This window comes from Amycolatopsis sp. cmx-11-51 (genome assembly GCF_047608665.1).
Taxonomy (GTDB): domain Bacteria; phylum Actinomycetota; class Actinomycetes; order Mycobacteriales; family Pseudonocardiaceae; genus Amycolatopsis.
The window spans coordinates 1-15,651 of the sequence record NZ_JADNQO010000010.1 but is presented as its reverse complement, the minus strand read 5'-3'; the positions used below and the strand labels follow the sequence as shown (position 1 = coordinate 15,651).

Sequence of the window (15,651 nt, the reverse complement as noted above, 5' to 3'; positions counted from 1 at the left end):
GTATGGGTGAAGTGCATGCAATACTACTCGGATGACGAGGAACCTGCTCCGGTGTGACCTCGCGGAAGAGGTCACCGCCCGCGTGCTCGACGGCCGGATCGCCGCGGACAGCCGGATCAACGAGGTGCACCTCGCCCGCGAACTGGGCGTCAGCCGGACGCCGTTGCGCGAGGCGCTGATCGGGCTGGCCGATCGTGGCCTGCTCGTTTCGGCGCCGGGCCGCGGGTTCCTCGTGCCGCCGTTCGACCCCGAAGAGGCCCGGCGGCTGTATCCGCTCGTCGCGGAACTGGAATCGCTCGCGTTGCGCTGGAGTTCGCCGCAGGACCTCGCCGGGCTCACCGGCGGCCTCGACCGGATCGCCGCCGAGATGACGGCGGAGCTGGAGCGGGCGGGTGATTTGACCACTTTGGACGATCGCTGGCACTCGTTGCTGGTCTCGCGGTGCACGAATCCGCATCTGCTGCGCCTGATCGAGCAGACCAAACCCCTGCTGAAGCGCTATGACACCTGCTATTTCGGTGGTACCGGGCGCTCGATGGAGAGTATCGACGAGCACCGCAGGATCGCCGAAGCGATCCGCGTCTCCGACCTCGTCACGGCAGCGGAGCTGCTCGTGCGGAACTGGGTGAAAACGCTGGCATATTTGGAGAAGACGGAGTGACGCGATGTTCGTGACGGCACATCTGAGCGACAACCATCTCGACGGCGGGGAACGCGGTGACGAACGCACCGCGCGGGTCATGCGGTATCTGGAGAACCTCGCGACGCCGGTCGACGCGATCCTCGTGACCGGCGACATCGCCGACCACGGCACCCTCGAGGAGTACGTGCGCGCGGCCGAACTGTTCAAGACCGACGTCCCGCTCTTCACCTGCCCCGGAAACCACGACAAACGCGGACCGTTCCGCGAAGGACTGCTCGGCCAGGTGCCGGACGACGCCCCGGTCAACGCGGTGTACACGGTCGGGGACGTCACGTTCGTCATGGCCGACTCGAGCGTTCCGGGCGAACCGGACGGCCAATTCGACGACGAGACCATGGCCTGGCTGGACGGCGTTCTCGCCGACGGTGACGGCCCCGCCTTCGTCGCCTTCCATCATCCGCCGGTCGCGCTCGGCCTGCCGCTGGTGGACGCGATGCGGCAGTACGGCGAGGACAGGCTGGCCGAGGTGATCGCTCGTCACCCGCGAGTGGTGGCCCTGCTCTGCGGGCACGTCCACGCCGCGGCGTCGACCACGTTCGCGGGCGTGCCGCTGCGGTCGGCGCCCTCGGTCGGATCGAGCATCCTGTTCCCGTGGGAGGAGAACGGCCTCCGGCCGTGGGGAGAAGGCGGGCCGATCGACTACGACCTGCCACCGTCGCTGCTGTTCCACGTGCTGCACGGCGACGGCAGGCTGACCACGCATCAACGGGTGGTCGCCTGACCGCCGAAGACCGGCAGGGTGATCCGGGATGGCCGCGCGGGGTCGTGGAAGATCTCGAACCGTGCGGGATTCCCGTCCACCGCGGTGAAAACCGGCTCGTCGGTGCCGTGGTTGCGGGCGAAGCGGGGGAACGCACCGCCCGCGATCTGAAGCCGCAGCCGGTGCCCTCGCCGGAACCGGTACGCCGTCGGGTCGAGGTGGACCTCGGACGCGACCACACCGTCCATATCGGACTCAGGACTTCCGGGGCGCAGCCGGATGATGCCGTCGGTGACGTTGCGGGAGATACCGCGACCGTCCACATCGCACAGCCGGACGAAGACGTCACCGTGGCCGAGGTCGGTCCGCACGTGCACCAGCGCGGAGATCTCGCCGATGACGTCGAAGTCTCGCTTCAGCGCGTCACCGGTGAAGAGCAGCACGTCCCGGCGCTCTTCGACGGCCTTGTTGTCGCGTTGCTTCTGCACGCCCGACAGCAGCGGGCCGCCGACGGACGGCGTCGGATCGGCCGGGTCGAAGGTGAACGTCCCGGGTTTCGACTCGACCGGTTCAGCGGGGGAAAGCGCGCCGGGGCGCAGGAAATACGGGGTGGCGTCGGATTTCGGCGGCCAGCTTTCGAAGTCCAGCCAGCGTCCGGCGCCCTGGAGGTACAGGCGCACCGGGGCTTGGCGCAGTGGGGTGGTGTCGCCGAGGAGGTGGGCGGAGAGGAAGCCGATCTGGTCGGTCAGCAGGGTCTTCAGGCTGGCGGGCTCGCCGTGTGCCCACGGGCCGACGGTGAGCCGCGGTTCGCGTCCGGCGGCGGCGAGTTCCTTGAAGTCGCGCAGCTGGGCGGAGATGAACAGGTCGTACCAGCCGGTCACCATGGTCACCGGGGTCCTCAGCGCGGCGACCTCGGCGCTGTGGTCCGACGGCGCCCAGAAGTCGTCGCCGGGCTCGGCGTGCTCGGCGACGTCCTGCAGGAACCGCACCTGCTTGCCGATGGCCGCGACGTCCGCGCTGGAAACAGGCAGACGCGCCATGGCCGCACGGGTCTTCTTCGTCTGCCAAGGGTTCGGCAGACCGGCGAACCGGCCCTCCTGACGGCCGATCAGCGCCGACCACGAGACCATGTTGTCGACCGCGAGGATACCGCCGGGATAGAAGGCCGAGACGAACTCCGACGCGGTGACGCCGAGGCACAACGCTTCGAGCGGCTCCTCGAGATACGGTGCGACCGCCCATTGCGTGTGGCCGAGGTAGCTCGCACCCGCCATCGCGACCCGGCCGTCACACCACGGCTGCTCGCGCAGCCAGGCGACGGTGGCGAGGCCGTCCTCCTTCTCCAGGTGGAACGGCCGGAACTCGCCGCCGGAGCCGAAGGTTCCGCGAGTGCTCTGGAGGACCGTCTGCAGGCCTTGCCGGGCGAACGTCTCCCCGAAGATCTTGCCCATCAGGCCTTTCCGGCCGTACGGCGTGCGGATCAGCACCACCGGCCGGGGCTCGTCACCGGGAACGGCGTAGCGGTCGGCCAGCAGGCGGACGCCGTCGGACATCGGGACGGGGATCGCCTTGGTCACCGAGGGAGCGGGGCCTTCGGCCAGAGGGAGGCCGAGGAACCGGTCGAGGAGTCGGTCGAGCACGCTGGGCCGCCTTTCACGCGGATGATCATCGTCCGCTTGCGACCGTACTCCAGGTCGAGGGGGGCGGTGGGTCTCGCGAGTGGTGGGGACGGGTGAAACCGTCCGCACCACTCACGAGACCAGGCGCGGGGCAGACCGCCCGGTACCGCCCCGCTGGTCTGGTCACCGAAGCCGCGCGAGCGTCTCCTGCGGGTTGTCTCCCAGCAGGTCGTGTCCACGCGGTGCGACACAAGGCTCCTCAGGCTGCCAGCTGGATTTCGGCGAGCGCGCCCGTCACGCACAGGCCGGGGGGCCCGGTGAACGGCTTCAGTACTTCCCTGTCGACGCCGCACAGGGCGAGCGCGGCGGCGAGCACCGGCTGCCGGGCGCGGTCACCGCCGTCGGCGATCTTGATCGCGATCGCCGTGCCGTCCGGCAGTGCGGCGACCTGGACGGCTTCGAACCCGTCCTTGGCGATCAGGCCGGGTACCGCGCGCATCAGCGCGGTGACGTCGCGGCGGGTGCCCGCGACCAGTTCCGGATGCTTCCGGATCCCTTCGGCCACAAGACCTGCGGGGGTACCAGGAGCCGCGGCGGCGATCTTGCCGACGGCACTGGCGAGCCCGCGCAGTGACACCGCGAACAGGGGAGCGCCGCAGCCGTCGACGGCGACCTTCGGGATCCGCTGTCCCGTCAGATCCTCGACGGACTCCGCGATCGCGCGCTGCAGCGGGTGTCCCGCGTCCAGATAGTCCTTCGTGGACCAACCGCGCAGGCGGCAGGTCGCGAGCATGGCCGCGTGCTTGCCGGAACAGTTGTGCGCAGATCTCGAGGCAGTCCGTCCCGAGGCGATCCAAGCGTCACGCTCGACAGGGTCGAACGGCAGGCCCTCCGGCGTCCGCAGATCCTCAGCGGTGAGCCCGGCGCCGTCCAGCGTCCGGAGAACCTCCGCCAGGTGGATGTCCTCACCCGAGTGGCTGGCCGCGCCGACGGCGAACCCCGCCGGGCTCAGTTCGACCCCGAGTCGCGCCATCGCGGTGGCCTGCAAGGGTTTCGCCGCCGAACGCGGATAGAAAGCAGACTCGACATCGCCTGCGGAGAACAGCACGCGGCCGTCCGGGGCGAGGACGACTGCCGAACCGTGGTGCACCCCCTCGACCATTCCGTCGCGGAGAAGATGCACCAGCGGTTCGTGGGTGGGGACGCGGATTTCGGGGATCACAGCTTCGTCTTTTCGAAGACGTCCATGTTGATCCGCTTGCGGACCCCGAACCAGCCCCCCACCAGCGCCAGCCCGATGACCGGCAGGCAGTACAGGGTGATCCGGCCGATCTCGTCGAAGCCCATCAGCACGACGACGGCGGCGAGGAAGATCAGCGTCGCGATCTCGGTGTAGGGCGAGAACGGGAGTCGGTAGGAGGGGCGCTCGACCTCACCGAGCTTGGCCTTGCGCACGAACAGCAGATGTGAAAGCACGATGATCGCCCAGGTGCCGAGGATGCCGATGGCCGCGAAATTCAGGACGATCTCGAAGGCCTGGCTTGGCACGACGGCGTTCAGGCCGACACCGACCACGCAGACCGCGGAGGTGAGCAGGATCCCGCCGTAGGGCACGTGATTCTTGTTCATCACGCCGGTGAACTTCGGCGCGGATCCGGCCAGCGACATCGAACGCAGGATGCGGCCGGTCGAGTACAGGCCCGAGTTCAGGCTGGACAGCGCCGCCGTCAGCACCACCAGGTTCATCACGTTGCCCGCCTGCGGCACCCCGACGTGCGAGAGCACGGTGACGAACGGGCTCTCGGTCTTCGAGTACGAGCTCCACGGCATCAGCATCGCCAGCAGGACCACCGAGCCGACGTAGAAGATCCCGATCCGCCACATGATCGAGTTGATCGCCTTCGGCATGATCTTGCGCGGGTTCTCGGTCTCACCGGCGGCGACGCCGACCAGTTCCACCGAGGCGTAGGCGAACACGACACCCTGGACGATCAGCACCATCGGCAGCACACCGGCGGGGAAGAAGCCGCCGTTGTCCGAGATCAGCGAGAAGCCGGGTACCTGGCCGTCGATCGGCTGCTGGGTGACCAGCAGCCAGATCCCGATCCCCATGAAGGCGACCAGCGCGGCGACCTTGATGATGGCGAACCAGAACTCCAACTCACCGAACAGCTTCACCGAAACCATGTTCAGCGCCAGTACCACCGCGAGGGCGATGAGTGCCAGTACCCACTGCGGGATCGGCGTGAAGAAGGACCAGAAATGCGCGTACAGCGCGATCGCGGTGATATCCGCGATACCAGTCGTGGACCAGTTCAGGAAGTGCATCCAGCCCGCGACGTAAGCGCCCTTCTCACCCATGAACTCACGGGCGTAGGACACGAAGGCGCCGGAGGAGGGGCGGTACAGGATGAGTTCGCCGAGCGAACGCACCACGAAGAAGGCGAAGAGACCGCAGACCGCGTACACGATCGCCAGCGCCGGGCCCGCCTGCGTGAGCCGTCCGCCCGCGCCGAGGAACAGGCCGGTGCCGATGGCGCCGCCGATCGCGATCATGTTCACGTGGCGGGGTTTCAGCGCCTTGTCGTAGCCGGCGTCACCGGCGTCGGCCGGCACCGCGGACTTGTCGTCCGCGCTGAGGGTCTGTTCGGTCACGGTGTCAGTCGTCCTTGTTCTGATGCGTCGGGCGGCTCGGCCGCACGATGGTGGTGAGCGCGTCCTCGACGTGTTCGAGATGGGAGGTCATCGCCGCGACGGCGTCCACTTCGGAACCGGCGGCGATGGCGGTGACGATCTCACGGTGCTCGGTGTTCGAGCGGGTCCGACGGTCACCTAATTGGTTGAGAAATGCCGACTGGCGCGCAAGCGCGTCCCGGATCTCCTCGATGACCTTGCCGAACACCGGGTTGCCCGAGGACTGGGCGATGGTGATGTGGAACAGCGAGTCCAGCGCCACCCACGCGGTGTTGTCGGTTTCGAGGTCCATCCGCTCGACCAGGTGGCCGAGCAGGTCCAGGTCGTCGGTGCTGCGGCGCAAGGCCGCGTACCCGGCGACGGGGATCTCGACGTGGCGCCGCACCTCGAACAGGTCACGGGCCGAGTAGGTCCCGAAGGTGGGGTTCTCGACCGGCCCGGTGGCGGTCACGAAGGTCCCTTTGCCCGTTTTGGACACGGTGAGCCCGAGTGCCTGCAGCCCCCGCAGTGCTTCGCGGACGACCGAACGGCTGACCTCGAACTCTTTGCCGAGCGCGGACTCCGACGGCAGCTTCTGGCCGACGGGGTACTCACCGCGCTCGATGGCACCGCGGAGGTGGGCCAGCACGGCCTCCATCGCGCTGACGCGCCGTGGACCACCGTGTCCGGCTGTCTGGCTGTCAGACAGGTTCATGAGACGAGATCGTGCGGTCGGCCCATCGCTTTGTCAAGCGATCAGCAGAGGGCTCGGATCCGGCCTGAGGTGTCGGCGCCGGTGGGGTAATAGGCCAAGAAGTGAAAGTCGTGCTGGGCGCCTTCGTACGTCCGAAGTTCAGTGGTGGCACCGAATTCCCGCGCGGAGGTGGCCAGTGTCACAACGTCGAAACGCGCACGACCACCGTCATACCCGCTTGAGCGCGATCACCGGGAACGGACGGCTGGTCTTCGACTGGTGCTCGGCCAGCCGCGGGAACGCCTTCGCCTGCTTCGCGTACAGACGGTCCCGTGCTGCTCCGGTGATCTCGACAGCGTGGGCGGTGAAGGACTCTCCGTCCGCTTCGACATCGACAGACGGCTCCGAGACCAGGTTGCGGTACCAGTCCGGATGTCCGGGAGCGCCCCCGTTGGCGGCGAACACGATGTAGCGGCCGTCGTCGGCCAGGAACAGCATCGGCGTCACGTGCCGTCGTCCGGTGCGGGCACCGGTGGTGGTGAGCAGCAACGTCGGGAGACCGTCGCCCTGGCGGCCGTTCGCGCGGAACTCCGCGATCACGTGTTCGTTCATGGCCTGCAGGTCGATCATCAACTCTCCGGACGGTTCGGTGATCTTGGCGGCTGGTCAGTCTGCACAACCCGCGCCCAGGTCGGCAAGCGTTTTTGGATCATGGCTGCTCACGACGCCGCGAAAACTGTCGGTGCCGCTGGAGACACTGCGGGAGTGAGCCCCATCAGCCGAGGGCGCAAGCCCAAGAAACCGAAGAACCAGCTCTCCCGTCCGCCACGTCCGTTTCCGGACGTGAGCAGGGTGGAGCGCTGGCCGAAGTTGCTCCACGGGCCGATCGAGCTTTCGGACTGTGCCGTCCAAGGCCAGGTGGATCAGGACCTGGTGGTCCTCGCCGCCACGCTGACCGCAGGAAAACGCTCGGTGGGTGTCGAGGTGGTGGTCAACGGTCGCGAGGTCGACGTGATCGAACTCCACCCCGATCCCGCGGACGCCTTGGGGGTGCTTCGCGGCGGCTTCGAGGTGGCCGAAGCCCCACTGACGCCCGAGGAGTTCCGAAGCCAGGTCGAAGCGGCTTTGATCGTCAAGGCGGATTCTGACGCGTGGCTCCGGAAAGTGGCGCCGCAGCTCTTCGAGCTGGGTTCGAGGCCGGAGTCGGACCTGCCCCAACGCGCGGGGCAGCTACGGAGGTGGCTCGGTCTGCCCGAGTACGAACCGGTGCCGCGCTCACGGGGGACCGATTCTCTGCCGCTCGTGCTTCCCCCACCCGGGAAGGCCACCGGGATGTGGATCGCGGTGGCCGTGGAGGAGCCGGAGCCCGCGATCTGGCGGCGGCTCGAAGTCCGCACCGACCTCACCCTTGCCGCATTGCACCGGACCTTCGCGGCCGTGTTCGGCCGGGACGAGCAGCAGGACCATCGGTTCGAAACCGCGTACGGCGGCTTCAGCGCCGACGGCCAGGGCGGAGAAGGCGATCGCCTGGACGATCAGGTGCTCCTCGGCCAGGTCGTCACGGCGCCGGGCCATCGACTCGCCTACGAGGCGGAGCGCTGGCGGCACTGGATCCGCGTCGAGCAACTGGTCGCCCTCCCCGAGGCGCCGAGCTGTCTCGACGGCGAGCGCGCGGCGCCTCCGCCGGAATGCGAAGACGGGCAGGCGTACGAGATGTTGCTGGAGGCGATGCGGGATTCGGACGCCGAAGAGAACGAGGATCTCCTCGAGGAGCTCGGCGGCTACGGGTTCGACCCGGAGTGGTTCGACAGGGAGGGGGTCAACGCCCGGCTGGGCTGACCATCGCTGCCCCGTTCGGGTGGCGACGACTTCGGCGAGGCAGCTGGATTTGATCTTGATCGGCCAGCAGACTCAGGACTGCCCGAGGGCCGCGTCCCCCCGCGAGTTGCTGATGATCATGAGAAGCCTAGGGTGGGAGGACCGGCCCGCGTCACGCAGCCAGGGACCCGTCTGCCTAGGGGAGGTTTTCGCTGGTGTCGAACGATTCCTTCGTCCACCTGCATGTGCACACCGAGTACTCGATGCTCGACGGTGCGGCGAAGATCGCCCCCTTGTTCAAGGAGGCGGCGCGGCTGGGCATGCCCGCGGTCGGCATGACCGACCACGGCAACATGTACGGCGCGGACGAGTTCTACCAGCAGGCGGTCAAGCACGACCTCAAGCCGATCATCGGCATCGAGGCCTACGTCGCACCGGAGAGCCGTTTCCACAAGAAGCCGGTGTTCTGGGGCCAGGCCAACCAGCGTGGCTCCGACGAGTTCGGTGAAGGCGGCGACGTCTCCGGTAGCGGTTCCTACACCCACATGACGATGCTCGCCGCGAACGCGACCGGGCTGCGGAACCTGTTCAAGCTGTCATCGCTCGCGAGCATGCAGGGCTACTACCGTAAGCCCCGGATGGACCGCGAACTGATCTCGGAGAACCACGAAGGCATCATCGCGACCACCGGCTGCCCGTCCGGTGAGGTGCAGACGCGACTCCGGCTGGGGCAGCGCACCGAAGCGATCCAGGCCGCGTCGGACTACAAGGACATCTTCGGCGGCGAGAACTTCTTCCTCGAGCTGATGGACCACGGCCTGCCGATCGAGCGGTCGGTTCGCGAGGGCCTGCTCGAGATCGGCAAGCTGCTCGATCTCCGGCCGCTGGCCACGAACGATTCGCACTACGTCACCAAGGACCAGGCCGACACCCACTCCGCGCTGCTCTGCGTGCAGGCGGGCAAGACGCTGAACGACCCGAACCGGTTCAAGTTCGACGGTGACGGCTACTACCTGAAGTCGGCCGCCGACATGCGGGAGTACTGGGACAAGGAAGTTCCCGGCGCCGCCGACTCGACGCTGCTGATCGCCGAGCGCGTCGAGTCCTACAAAGAGGTCTACACGCACAAGGACCGGCTGCCGTTCTTCGAGGTCCCCGATGGCTACGACCAGGGCGCCTGGCTGCGGGAAGAGGTCGCGCGTGGTCTCAAATGGCGGTACCCGGACGGTGTCCCGGACGAGTACTACGACGAGCGCATCGAGATCGAGCTCGACGTCATCATCGGGAAGGGCTTCCCCGCCTACTTCCTCATCGTCGCCGACCTCATCAACTACGCCCGCAAGGTCGGCATCCGCGTCGGCCCCGGCCGTGGTTCGGCCGCCGGCTCGCTGGTCGCGTACGTGCTCGGTATCACCAACCTGGACCCGATCCCGCAGAAGCTGCTGTTCGAGCGGTTCCTGAACCCCGAGCGCGTTTCCATGCCCGATATCGACATCGACTTCGACGACCGCCGCCGCGGCGAGATGATCCGCTACGCCACCGACAAGTACGGCGTCGACAAGGTCGCGCAGGTCATCACCTTCGGCACCATTAAGACCAAGGCGGCCATCAAGGACTCCGCGCGCGTCCACTTCGGTCAACCCGGCTACGCGATCGCGGACCGGATCTCGAAGGCGCTGCCGCCGCCGATCATGGCGAAGGACATCCCGCTGTCAGGCATCGTCGACTCCAAGCACGAGCGCTACGGCGAGGCCGCCGAGGTCCGCGCGCTCGTCGAGACCGACGAAGAGTGCAAGACGATCTTCGAGACCGCCCGCGGCCTCGAAGGGCTGATCCGCAACGCCGGCGTCCACGCCTGCGCGGTCATCATGTCCTGCGACCCGCTGACCGACGCCATCCCGCTGTGGCAGCGTGACGACGGCTCGATCATCACCGGCTGGGACTACCCGTCGTGCGAGAACATCGGCCTGCTCAAGATGGACTTCCTTGGCCTGCGGAACCTCACCGTCATCGGCGACGCGATCGACAACATCAAGACCAACCGCGGGGTCGACATCGACCTCGACACCCTCGGCGTCGAAGACCCGGAGACGTACAAGCTGCTCGCCAGGGGAGACACGCTCGGCGTGTTCCAGCTGGACGGCGGGCCGATGCGGGATCTGCTGCGCCGGATGCAGCCGACGGTCTTCGACGACATCGTGGCGGTGGGCGCGCTGTACCGCCCCGGCCCGATGGGCATGAACGCGCACAACGACTACGCCGACCGGAAGAACAATCGGCAGAAGGTCAAGCCGATCCACCCGCAGCTCGAGGAGCCCCTGAAGGAGATCCTGGCCGACACCTACGGCCTGATCGTCTATCAGGAGCAGATCATGCACATCGGCCAGAAGGTGGCCGGATACACGATGGGCCGCGCGGACGTGCTCCGCCGGGCCATGGGTAAGAAGAAGAAGGAAGTCCTCGATCTCGAGTACGAGGGCTTCGAGGCCGGGATGAAGGCCAGCCCGCTGATCGAAGGCGGGTTCTCGCCGGATGCGGTGAAGGCACTGTGGGACACGATCCTCCCGTTCGCCGGCTACGCGTTCAACAAGAGTCACGCGGCCGCGTACGGCCTGATCTCCTACTGGACCGCGTACCTGAAGGCGAACTTCACACCGGAGTACATGGCCGCGCTGCTCACGTCGGTCGGTGACAACAAGGACAAGTCCGCGGTCTATCTGTCCGAGTGCCGTCGCCTCGGCATCAAGGTGCTCCCGCCGGACGTCAACGAGTCCGCGCTGAGGTTCGCGGCCGTCGGGGACGACATCCGCTTCGGTATGGGTGCCGTCCGCAACGTCGGCGCGAACGTCGTCGAGTCGATCATCAAGACCCGCGACGAGAAGGGGAAGTACTCCTCCTTCACCGACTTCCTCGACAAGTCCGAACTGGTGGCCTGCAACAAGCGGGTCATCGAATCGCTGATCAAGGCCGGCGGCTTCGACTCGCTCGGCAACTCCCGGCTTTCGATGATCCAGGTGCACGAGGACGCGGTCGAGGCCGTGGTCCCACTCAAGCGCCAGGAGGCGATGGGCCAGTTCGACCTCTTCGGTTTCGGCGGGGACGACGGCGATGAGGCCGCCGTGTCCTCTTCGCCGCTCGCGCACCTGAAGTTCGGCGAAGAGGAGTACCCGCGCAAGCAGCTCCTGGCCTATGAACGGGAGATGCTCGGCCTGTACGTCTCGGCGCACCCGCTGGACGGTGCCGAGCGCATCCTGCGCAAACACGCGCCGAGGCCGATCGCCGCGATCATCGCCGACCCGCCCAAGGAAGGCGAGCTGATCATCTCCGGGCTGATCACCTCGCTGGAGCGCCGGGTCAACAAGAAGGGCGAGCCTTGGGCGATCTGCACCGTCGAGGACATGGACGCCTCGCTGGAGGTCCTGTACTTCCCGAAGTCCTACGCGATGTTCTCCGCCGACCTCATCGAGGACAACGCGGTCCTGGTCAAGGGCCGGGTGAACTGGCGTGAGGACAAGATGTCCATCTTCGGCGGCGGGCTCGTACCGCTCGACCTGTCCGAGATCGGGAACGGCGACGAGGACCTGCCGCTCGTCCTGCTGGCCGCGGCGGAGAAGATCGACCAGTCGGTGGTCAGCGAACTGAAGCAGACCTTGCTGGCGCACAAGGGCGAAACCCCGGTGCACCTCAAGCTGGTCGGCAAGAACCAGACCGTCTTCGCGCTCTACGACTATCCGGTCAAGGTGACATCGATGCTGATCGGTGAGCTCAAGGGCATCCCCGGGATCGCCGCCAGCACCTGATGAGCACCTACGAACCCGATCCACGGCGCTGGAAAGCACTCGCCGTCTCCCTCGCCGCCGGGTTCATGGGCCTGCTCGACGTCAGCATCGTCAACACGGCGCTACCCTCGATCCAGCAGGACCTCGGCGCGTCGAGCGGCGGGATCCAGTGGGTCGTCTCGGGGTACGCGCTGGCCTTCGGGCTGGTGCTGGTGACCGGCGGCAGACTCGGCGACGCGCTCGGCCGCCGCCGTATGTTCCTGTTCGCGCTCGCCGCGTTCGTGCTGACCAGCGTGTTCGCCGGCGCGGCGCCGAACGAGACGACACTGATCGTCGCGCGGCTCCTGCAGGGCATCGCGTCGGGCATGATGACGCCGCAGAACAGCGGGATGATCCAGGACCTGTTCCGCGGCGCGGAGCGAGGCCGCGCGTTCGGCATCTTCGGTGCCACCGTCGGGATCTCGACCGCTGTCGGGCCGGTGCTCGGTGGCGTGATCCTCGCCGTCTCCGGCGACCCGGAAGGCTGGCGCTGGGTCTTCTACGTGAACGTGCCCATCGGAATCCTGGCGTTCGCCCTTGCCTTGAGATGGCTCCCGAAAGCGGAGAGACCGGCGAAAAGCCTGCGGGGTGAGATCGACTTCGTCGGCATCATGCTGCTGGGTGTCGCCGTACTCGGACTGTTGCTCCCGTTGATCGAATCCGAACAGGGTGGGCTCAGCAGTCTGTGGTGGCTGTTCGTCGTCGCGGTGGTCTTCGGGTTCGCGTTCGTGCGCTGGGAGCGGTCGATGGTGCGGCGCGGCCGTTCGCCGCTGCTGGACACGCGGCTGTTCACCGGCACTCCCGGCTATGCCACGGGCGCCGCCGTCGGCGCGCTGTACTTCAGCGGATTCACCGGCATGTGGCTGGTCTTCGCCATCTTCTTCCAGCAGGGTCTCGGCTACACGCCACTGCAATCCGGGCTCGCCGTCACCTCCTTCGCCCTCGGCTCGGCCGTGTCGGCGGCGATCGCGGGACGGCTGGTGCCGAAGTGGGGCCGCAAGCTCACCGTCACCGGGCTGGTCATGGTGATCACCGGGATGGTCACGGTCGCCGTCCTCGCCGGCCGGGATCCCGGTGCCGCGGCGGGCTGGTGGTTCGCGCTGCCGTTGCTCGTCGCCGGTGTCGGTGGCGGCATGGTCATCTCACCCAACACCACGCTGACCCTGGAATGCGTGCCGACGTCGATGGCGGGCGTCGCCGGGGGAGCGCTGCAGACCGGGCAGCGGATCGGCACCGCGATCGGCACGGTCGTCCTGGCGTCGGTCTTCCACGCGGTACTGGGCGCGAACGGCGGCTATCCGTCGGCACTGACCGCGGCGATGCTGTGCGCCGCCGGATTGACGTGCTCGGCGCTCTTACTCGCCGTGATCGAGCTTCGGGCGCGCCGAAACCGGCGTTTGCTCACTGAGCGGGACGAAGCCGGCAAGGCTGCCGCCGACAGGCAACGAGGCTGAGTCCCAGCGCGCGCCGACGACTACGGTCGGCTAGACCGAATGCTCCATCCGAGTGACGGGGGCTTCATCCTCTGGTGCTACTCAGAGCAACCGGGTAGACCTTACGGGGCCTTCACTGCTGTGACATGGCTACAGACAGTGGTATTTCTGTCGATCGATCGGGGATGGATCGATCGGCGGGAGCGATCGTGGTGAGTCCGGAGTTTGCAGGAATGGGCACCCGCGGTCACGAGCCGGTGGACGGCCGTCGGCGTCCGCGGGGGACCGTTCGGCGGCACCCGGCTCACCACCACCGACAGCCGTGTCCCGGGTGAAGCAATCGCGCGGGTGGGTCTGTGCGGGGTCGCCTGGGGAGGTGCACCCGGCCCGGGCCCACCCGCCGCGCGTTCTCCGCGTGTGTGAACCGCCTCCGGCTGCGAAGATCTCCGCAGTTCGAGAATGCGAGGAGCTTCGATGGCGGAGAGTTCAGTGCGGCGGAATCGGCTGAGGATCTGGTACCGGCCGATGACGATGCGGGATTCCGGTGAAGGGCACCGGGTCGCGACCCCGTTGGAGTTGCTGTTCGACCTGTGTTTCGTGGTCGCCGTCGCGCAGGCCGCGGCGGGTCTGCACCACGCGATCGCCGAAAACCACATCGGGCACGGGGTGCTCAGCTTCGCGATGGTGTTCTTCGCGATCTGGTGGGGCTGGCTGAACTTCAGCTGGTTCGCGTCGTCGTTCGACACCGATGACGTCCTGTACCGGCTGGTCACGCTGGTGCAGATCGCCGGCGGGCTGACCGTGGCCGCCGGCGTCTCCTCGGCCTTCGACGGCGACTTCACGATCACGGTGATCGGCTACGTCCTGATGCGGCTCTCGATGGTCACGCAGTGGCTGCGGGTCGCGCGGACCGATTCCGGGTGCCGCCCGGCGGCCCTGCGCTACGCGGCGGGCATCACGATCGTCCAGATTCTGTGGATCGTCCGCCTCGGACTGCCGGAATCCTTGGCCCTGCCGTCGTTCTTCCTGTTCGTCATCGCCGAACTCGCGGTTCCGCTGATCGCCGAACGCCGTCGTCCGACGGGTTGGCACCCGCACCACATCGCCGAGCGCTACGGCCTTTTCACGATCATCGTGCTGGGTGAATCCATCCTTGGCGCGACCACGGCGGTCAAGGAAGGGCTCGACGAGGGGAAGCACACCGGCAGCCTGATCTCCCTCGCCGCCGCGGGGCTCGTGCTGGTCTTCTCTCTGTGGTGGCTGTACTTCGACCAGCCGGGACACGTCCGCCTCGAGAAGGCGAAGAACCTGTTCACCGTCGCGAGCTGGGGCTACGGGCACTATCTGATCTTCGCCTCGGCGGCCGCGCTCGGCGCCGGGCTGGAGGTCGCGGTCGACTACGACACCCACACCGGGCACGTCGCCTCGCTGCCCGCCGCGATGGCGACGACTGTGCCCGTCGCGATCTATCTGCTGAGCGTCTGGCTCATGCACATCGGGCCCACCAACGAATGCCGTCCGATCGCGATCGGCTTCCCGGTGACCGCGGTGCTCATCCTCGCCGCGTCGTTCACGCCCGCGCCCATCCACGTCACCGCTCTGCTCGCCGCTGCCCTCGTCGTGCTGACGGTCGTCGCCACGCACGGAGAGCCGGTTCCCGGCGATGCGGCGGCCGTTGATTAGATCGGTGCAGGTCAGAGCGTCGGCGCGAAAATAGGGACCCCCCTGTAAACGCCGGTTTCGGGCCGTGTAATGTTCTCTTCGTCGCCAGGGAAACCGAGCGGCCGCCGGGAACACGAACCAAGCTCCCACCGGATGGTGGTAGAGTGGGTGGTCCCGAATCGGAGAGGTAACCAGACCCCCGCTGAAACGGCAGTTTCAGCCAGGTGTAGGGTGAGCTTCGAACAAAAGCCAAGAAATAACTGCTTCGGATGAGGCCGCGTGGTGTGGTGTGATTCGGGGTGTGTTGCTTGAGAACTCAACAGTGTGCTAGTGAATTAAGCCAGTAGAGCTTATGTATGTGAACCTCGTTTGAGGTTTCTTTGAGTGCAAGTAAAATTTGCCTTGATCAAATTTGACATTGTTGGAGAGTTTGATCCTGGCTCAGGACGAACGCTGGCGGCGTGCTTAACACATGCAAGTCGAACGATGAAGCCTTCGGGTGGATTAGTGGCGAACGGGTGAGTAACACGT

Annotated in this window: 11 protein-coding genes and 1 rRNA gene; 7 read left to right on the top strand and 5 right to left on the bottom strand. The window is 67.1% G+C overall.

Annotation, left to right across the window (positions count from 1 at the left end; genetic code table 11):
• The first annotated feature begins 31 nt into the window (after positions 1 to 31).
• Both ACM6LU_RS27840 and ACM6LU_RS27835 read left to right on the top strand, forming a co-directional pair.
• Positions 32 to 661, top strand: a complete 630-nt coding sequence (locus ACM6LU_RS27840) for a GntR family transcriptional regulator (protein WP_414940725.1) — start codon at positions 32 to 34, stop codon at positions 659 to 661.
• A 4-nt stretch (positions 662 to 665) separates the two neighbouring features.
• On the top strand, positions 666 to 1,424 hold the full coding sequence (locus ACM6LU_RS27835; protein ID WP_414940724.1) for a metallophosphoesterase: 759 nt from the start codon (positions 666 to 668) through the stop codon (positions 1,422 to 1,424).
• Here the strand turns inward: ACM6LU_RS27835 and ACM6LU_RS27830 are convergent.
• The 5 genes from ACM6LU_RS27830 to ACM6LU_RS27810 form a co-directional block, all read right to left on the bottom strand.
• Entirely contained in the window at positions 1,406 to 3,043 is a 1,638-nt protein-coding gene (locus ACM6LU_RS27830; protein WP_414940723.1) for a CocE/NonD family hydrolase, read from the bottom strand. The two genes, ACM6LU_RS27835 and ACM6LU_RS27830, sit on opposite strands and share 19 nt — an antisense overlap.
• 238 nt (positions 3,044 to 3,281) lie before the next feature.
• Positions 3,282 to 4,244 (bottom strand): asparaginase, encoded by a 963-nt coding sequence (locus tag ACM6LU_RS27825; RefSeq protein ID WP_414940722.1) that lies wholly within the window; start codon positions 4,242 to 4,244, stop codon positions 3,282 to 3,284.
• Positions 4,241 to 5,677 carry an amino acid permease gene (locus tag ACM6LU_RS27820; protein WP_414940721.1) on the bottom strand — a complete coding sequence of 479 codons (1,437 nt, stop codon included), beginning with the start codon at positions 5,675 to 5,677 and terminating at the stop codon, positions 4,241 to 4,243. The genes ACM6LU_RS27825 and ACM6LU_RS27820 overlap by 4 nt, the downstream gene beginning before the upstream one ends.
• A gap of 4 nt (positions 5,678 to 5,681) precedes the next feature.
• Positions 5,682 to 6,353 carry a FadR/GntR family transcriptional regulator gene (locus ACM6LU_RS27815; protein WP_414940965.1) on the bottom strand — a complete coding sequence of 224 codons (672 nt, stop codon included), beginning with the start codon at positions 6,351 to 6,353 and terminating at the stop codon, positions 5,682 to 5,684.
• Between the two features lie 264 nt (positions 6,354 to 6,617).
• Complete coding sequence (locus ACM6LU_RS27810; RefSeq protein ID WP_414940720.1) at positions 6,618 to 7,019, bottom strand: nitroreductase/quinone reductase family protein; 402 nt, start codon at positions 7,017 to 7,019, stop codon at positions 6,618 to 6,620.
• A gap of 135 nt (positions 7,020 to 7,154) precedes the next feature.
• Between ACM6LU_RS27810 and ACM6LU_RS27805 the strand changes: the two genes are divergently transcribed.
• The 5 genes from ACM6LU_RS27805 to ACM6LU_RS27785 all read left to right on the top strand — a co-directional run.
• Positions 7,155 to 8,228: a plasmid pRiA4b ORF-3 family protein gene (locus ACM6LU_RS27805; RefSeq protein ID WP_414940719.1), complete on the top strand. Its 1,074-nt coding sequence runs from the start codon at positions 7,155 to 7,157 to the stop codon at positions 8,226 to 8,228.
• A 194-nt stretch (positions 8,229 to 8,422) separates the two neighbouring features.
• Entirely contained in the window at positions 8,423 to 12,007 is a 3,585-nt protein-coding gene (gene dnaE / locus ACM6LU_RS27800) for a DNA polymerase III subunit alpha (RefSeq protein WP_414940718.1), read from the top strand.
• A complete protein-coding gene (locus ACM6LU_RS27795; RefSeq protein WP_414940717.1) occupies positions 12,007 to 13,479 on the top strand; it encodes an MFS transporter in 1,473 nt (490 codons plus the stop codon). The genes dnaE and ACM6LU_RS27795 overlap by 1 nt, the downstream gene beginning before the upstream one ends.
• A gap of 453 nt (positions 13,480 to 13,932) precedes the next feature.
• The gene (locus tag ACM6LU_RS27790; RefSeq protein ID WP_414940715.1) at positions 13,933 to 15,141 is read left to right on the top strand and encodes a low temperature requirement protein A; all 1,209 of its coding nucleotides are present in this window, start codon (positions 13,933 to 13,935) and stop codon (positions 15,139 to 15,141) included.
• A 397-nt stretch (positions 15,142 to 15,538) separates the two neighbouring features.
• Positions 15,539 to 15,651, top strand: a 16S ribosomal RNA gene (locus ACM6LU_RS27785); the annotation flags it as partial.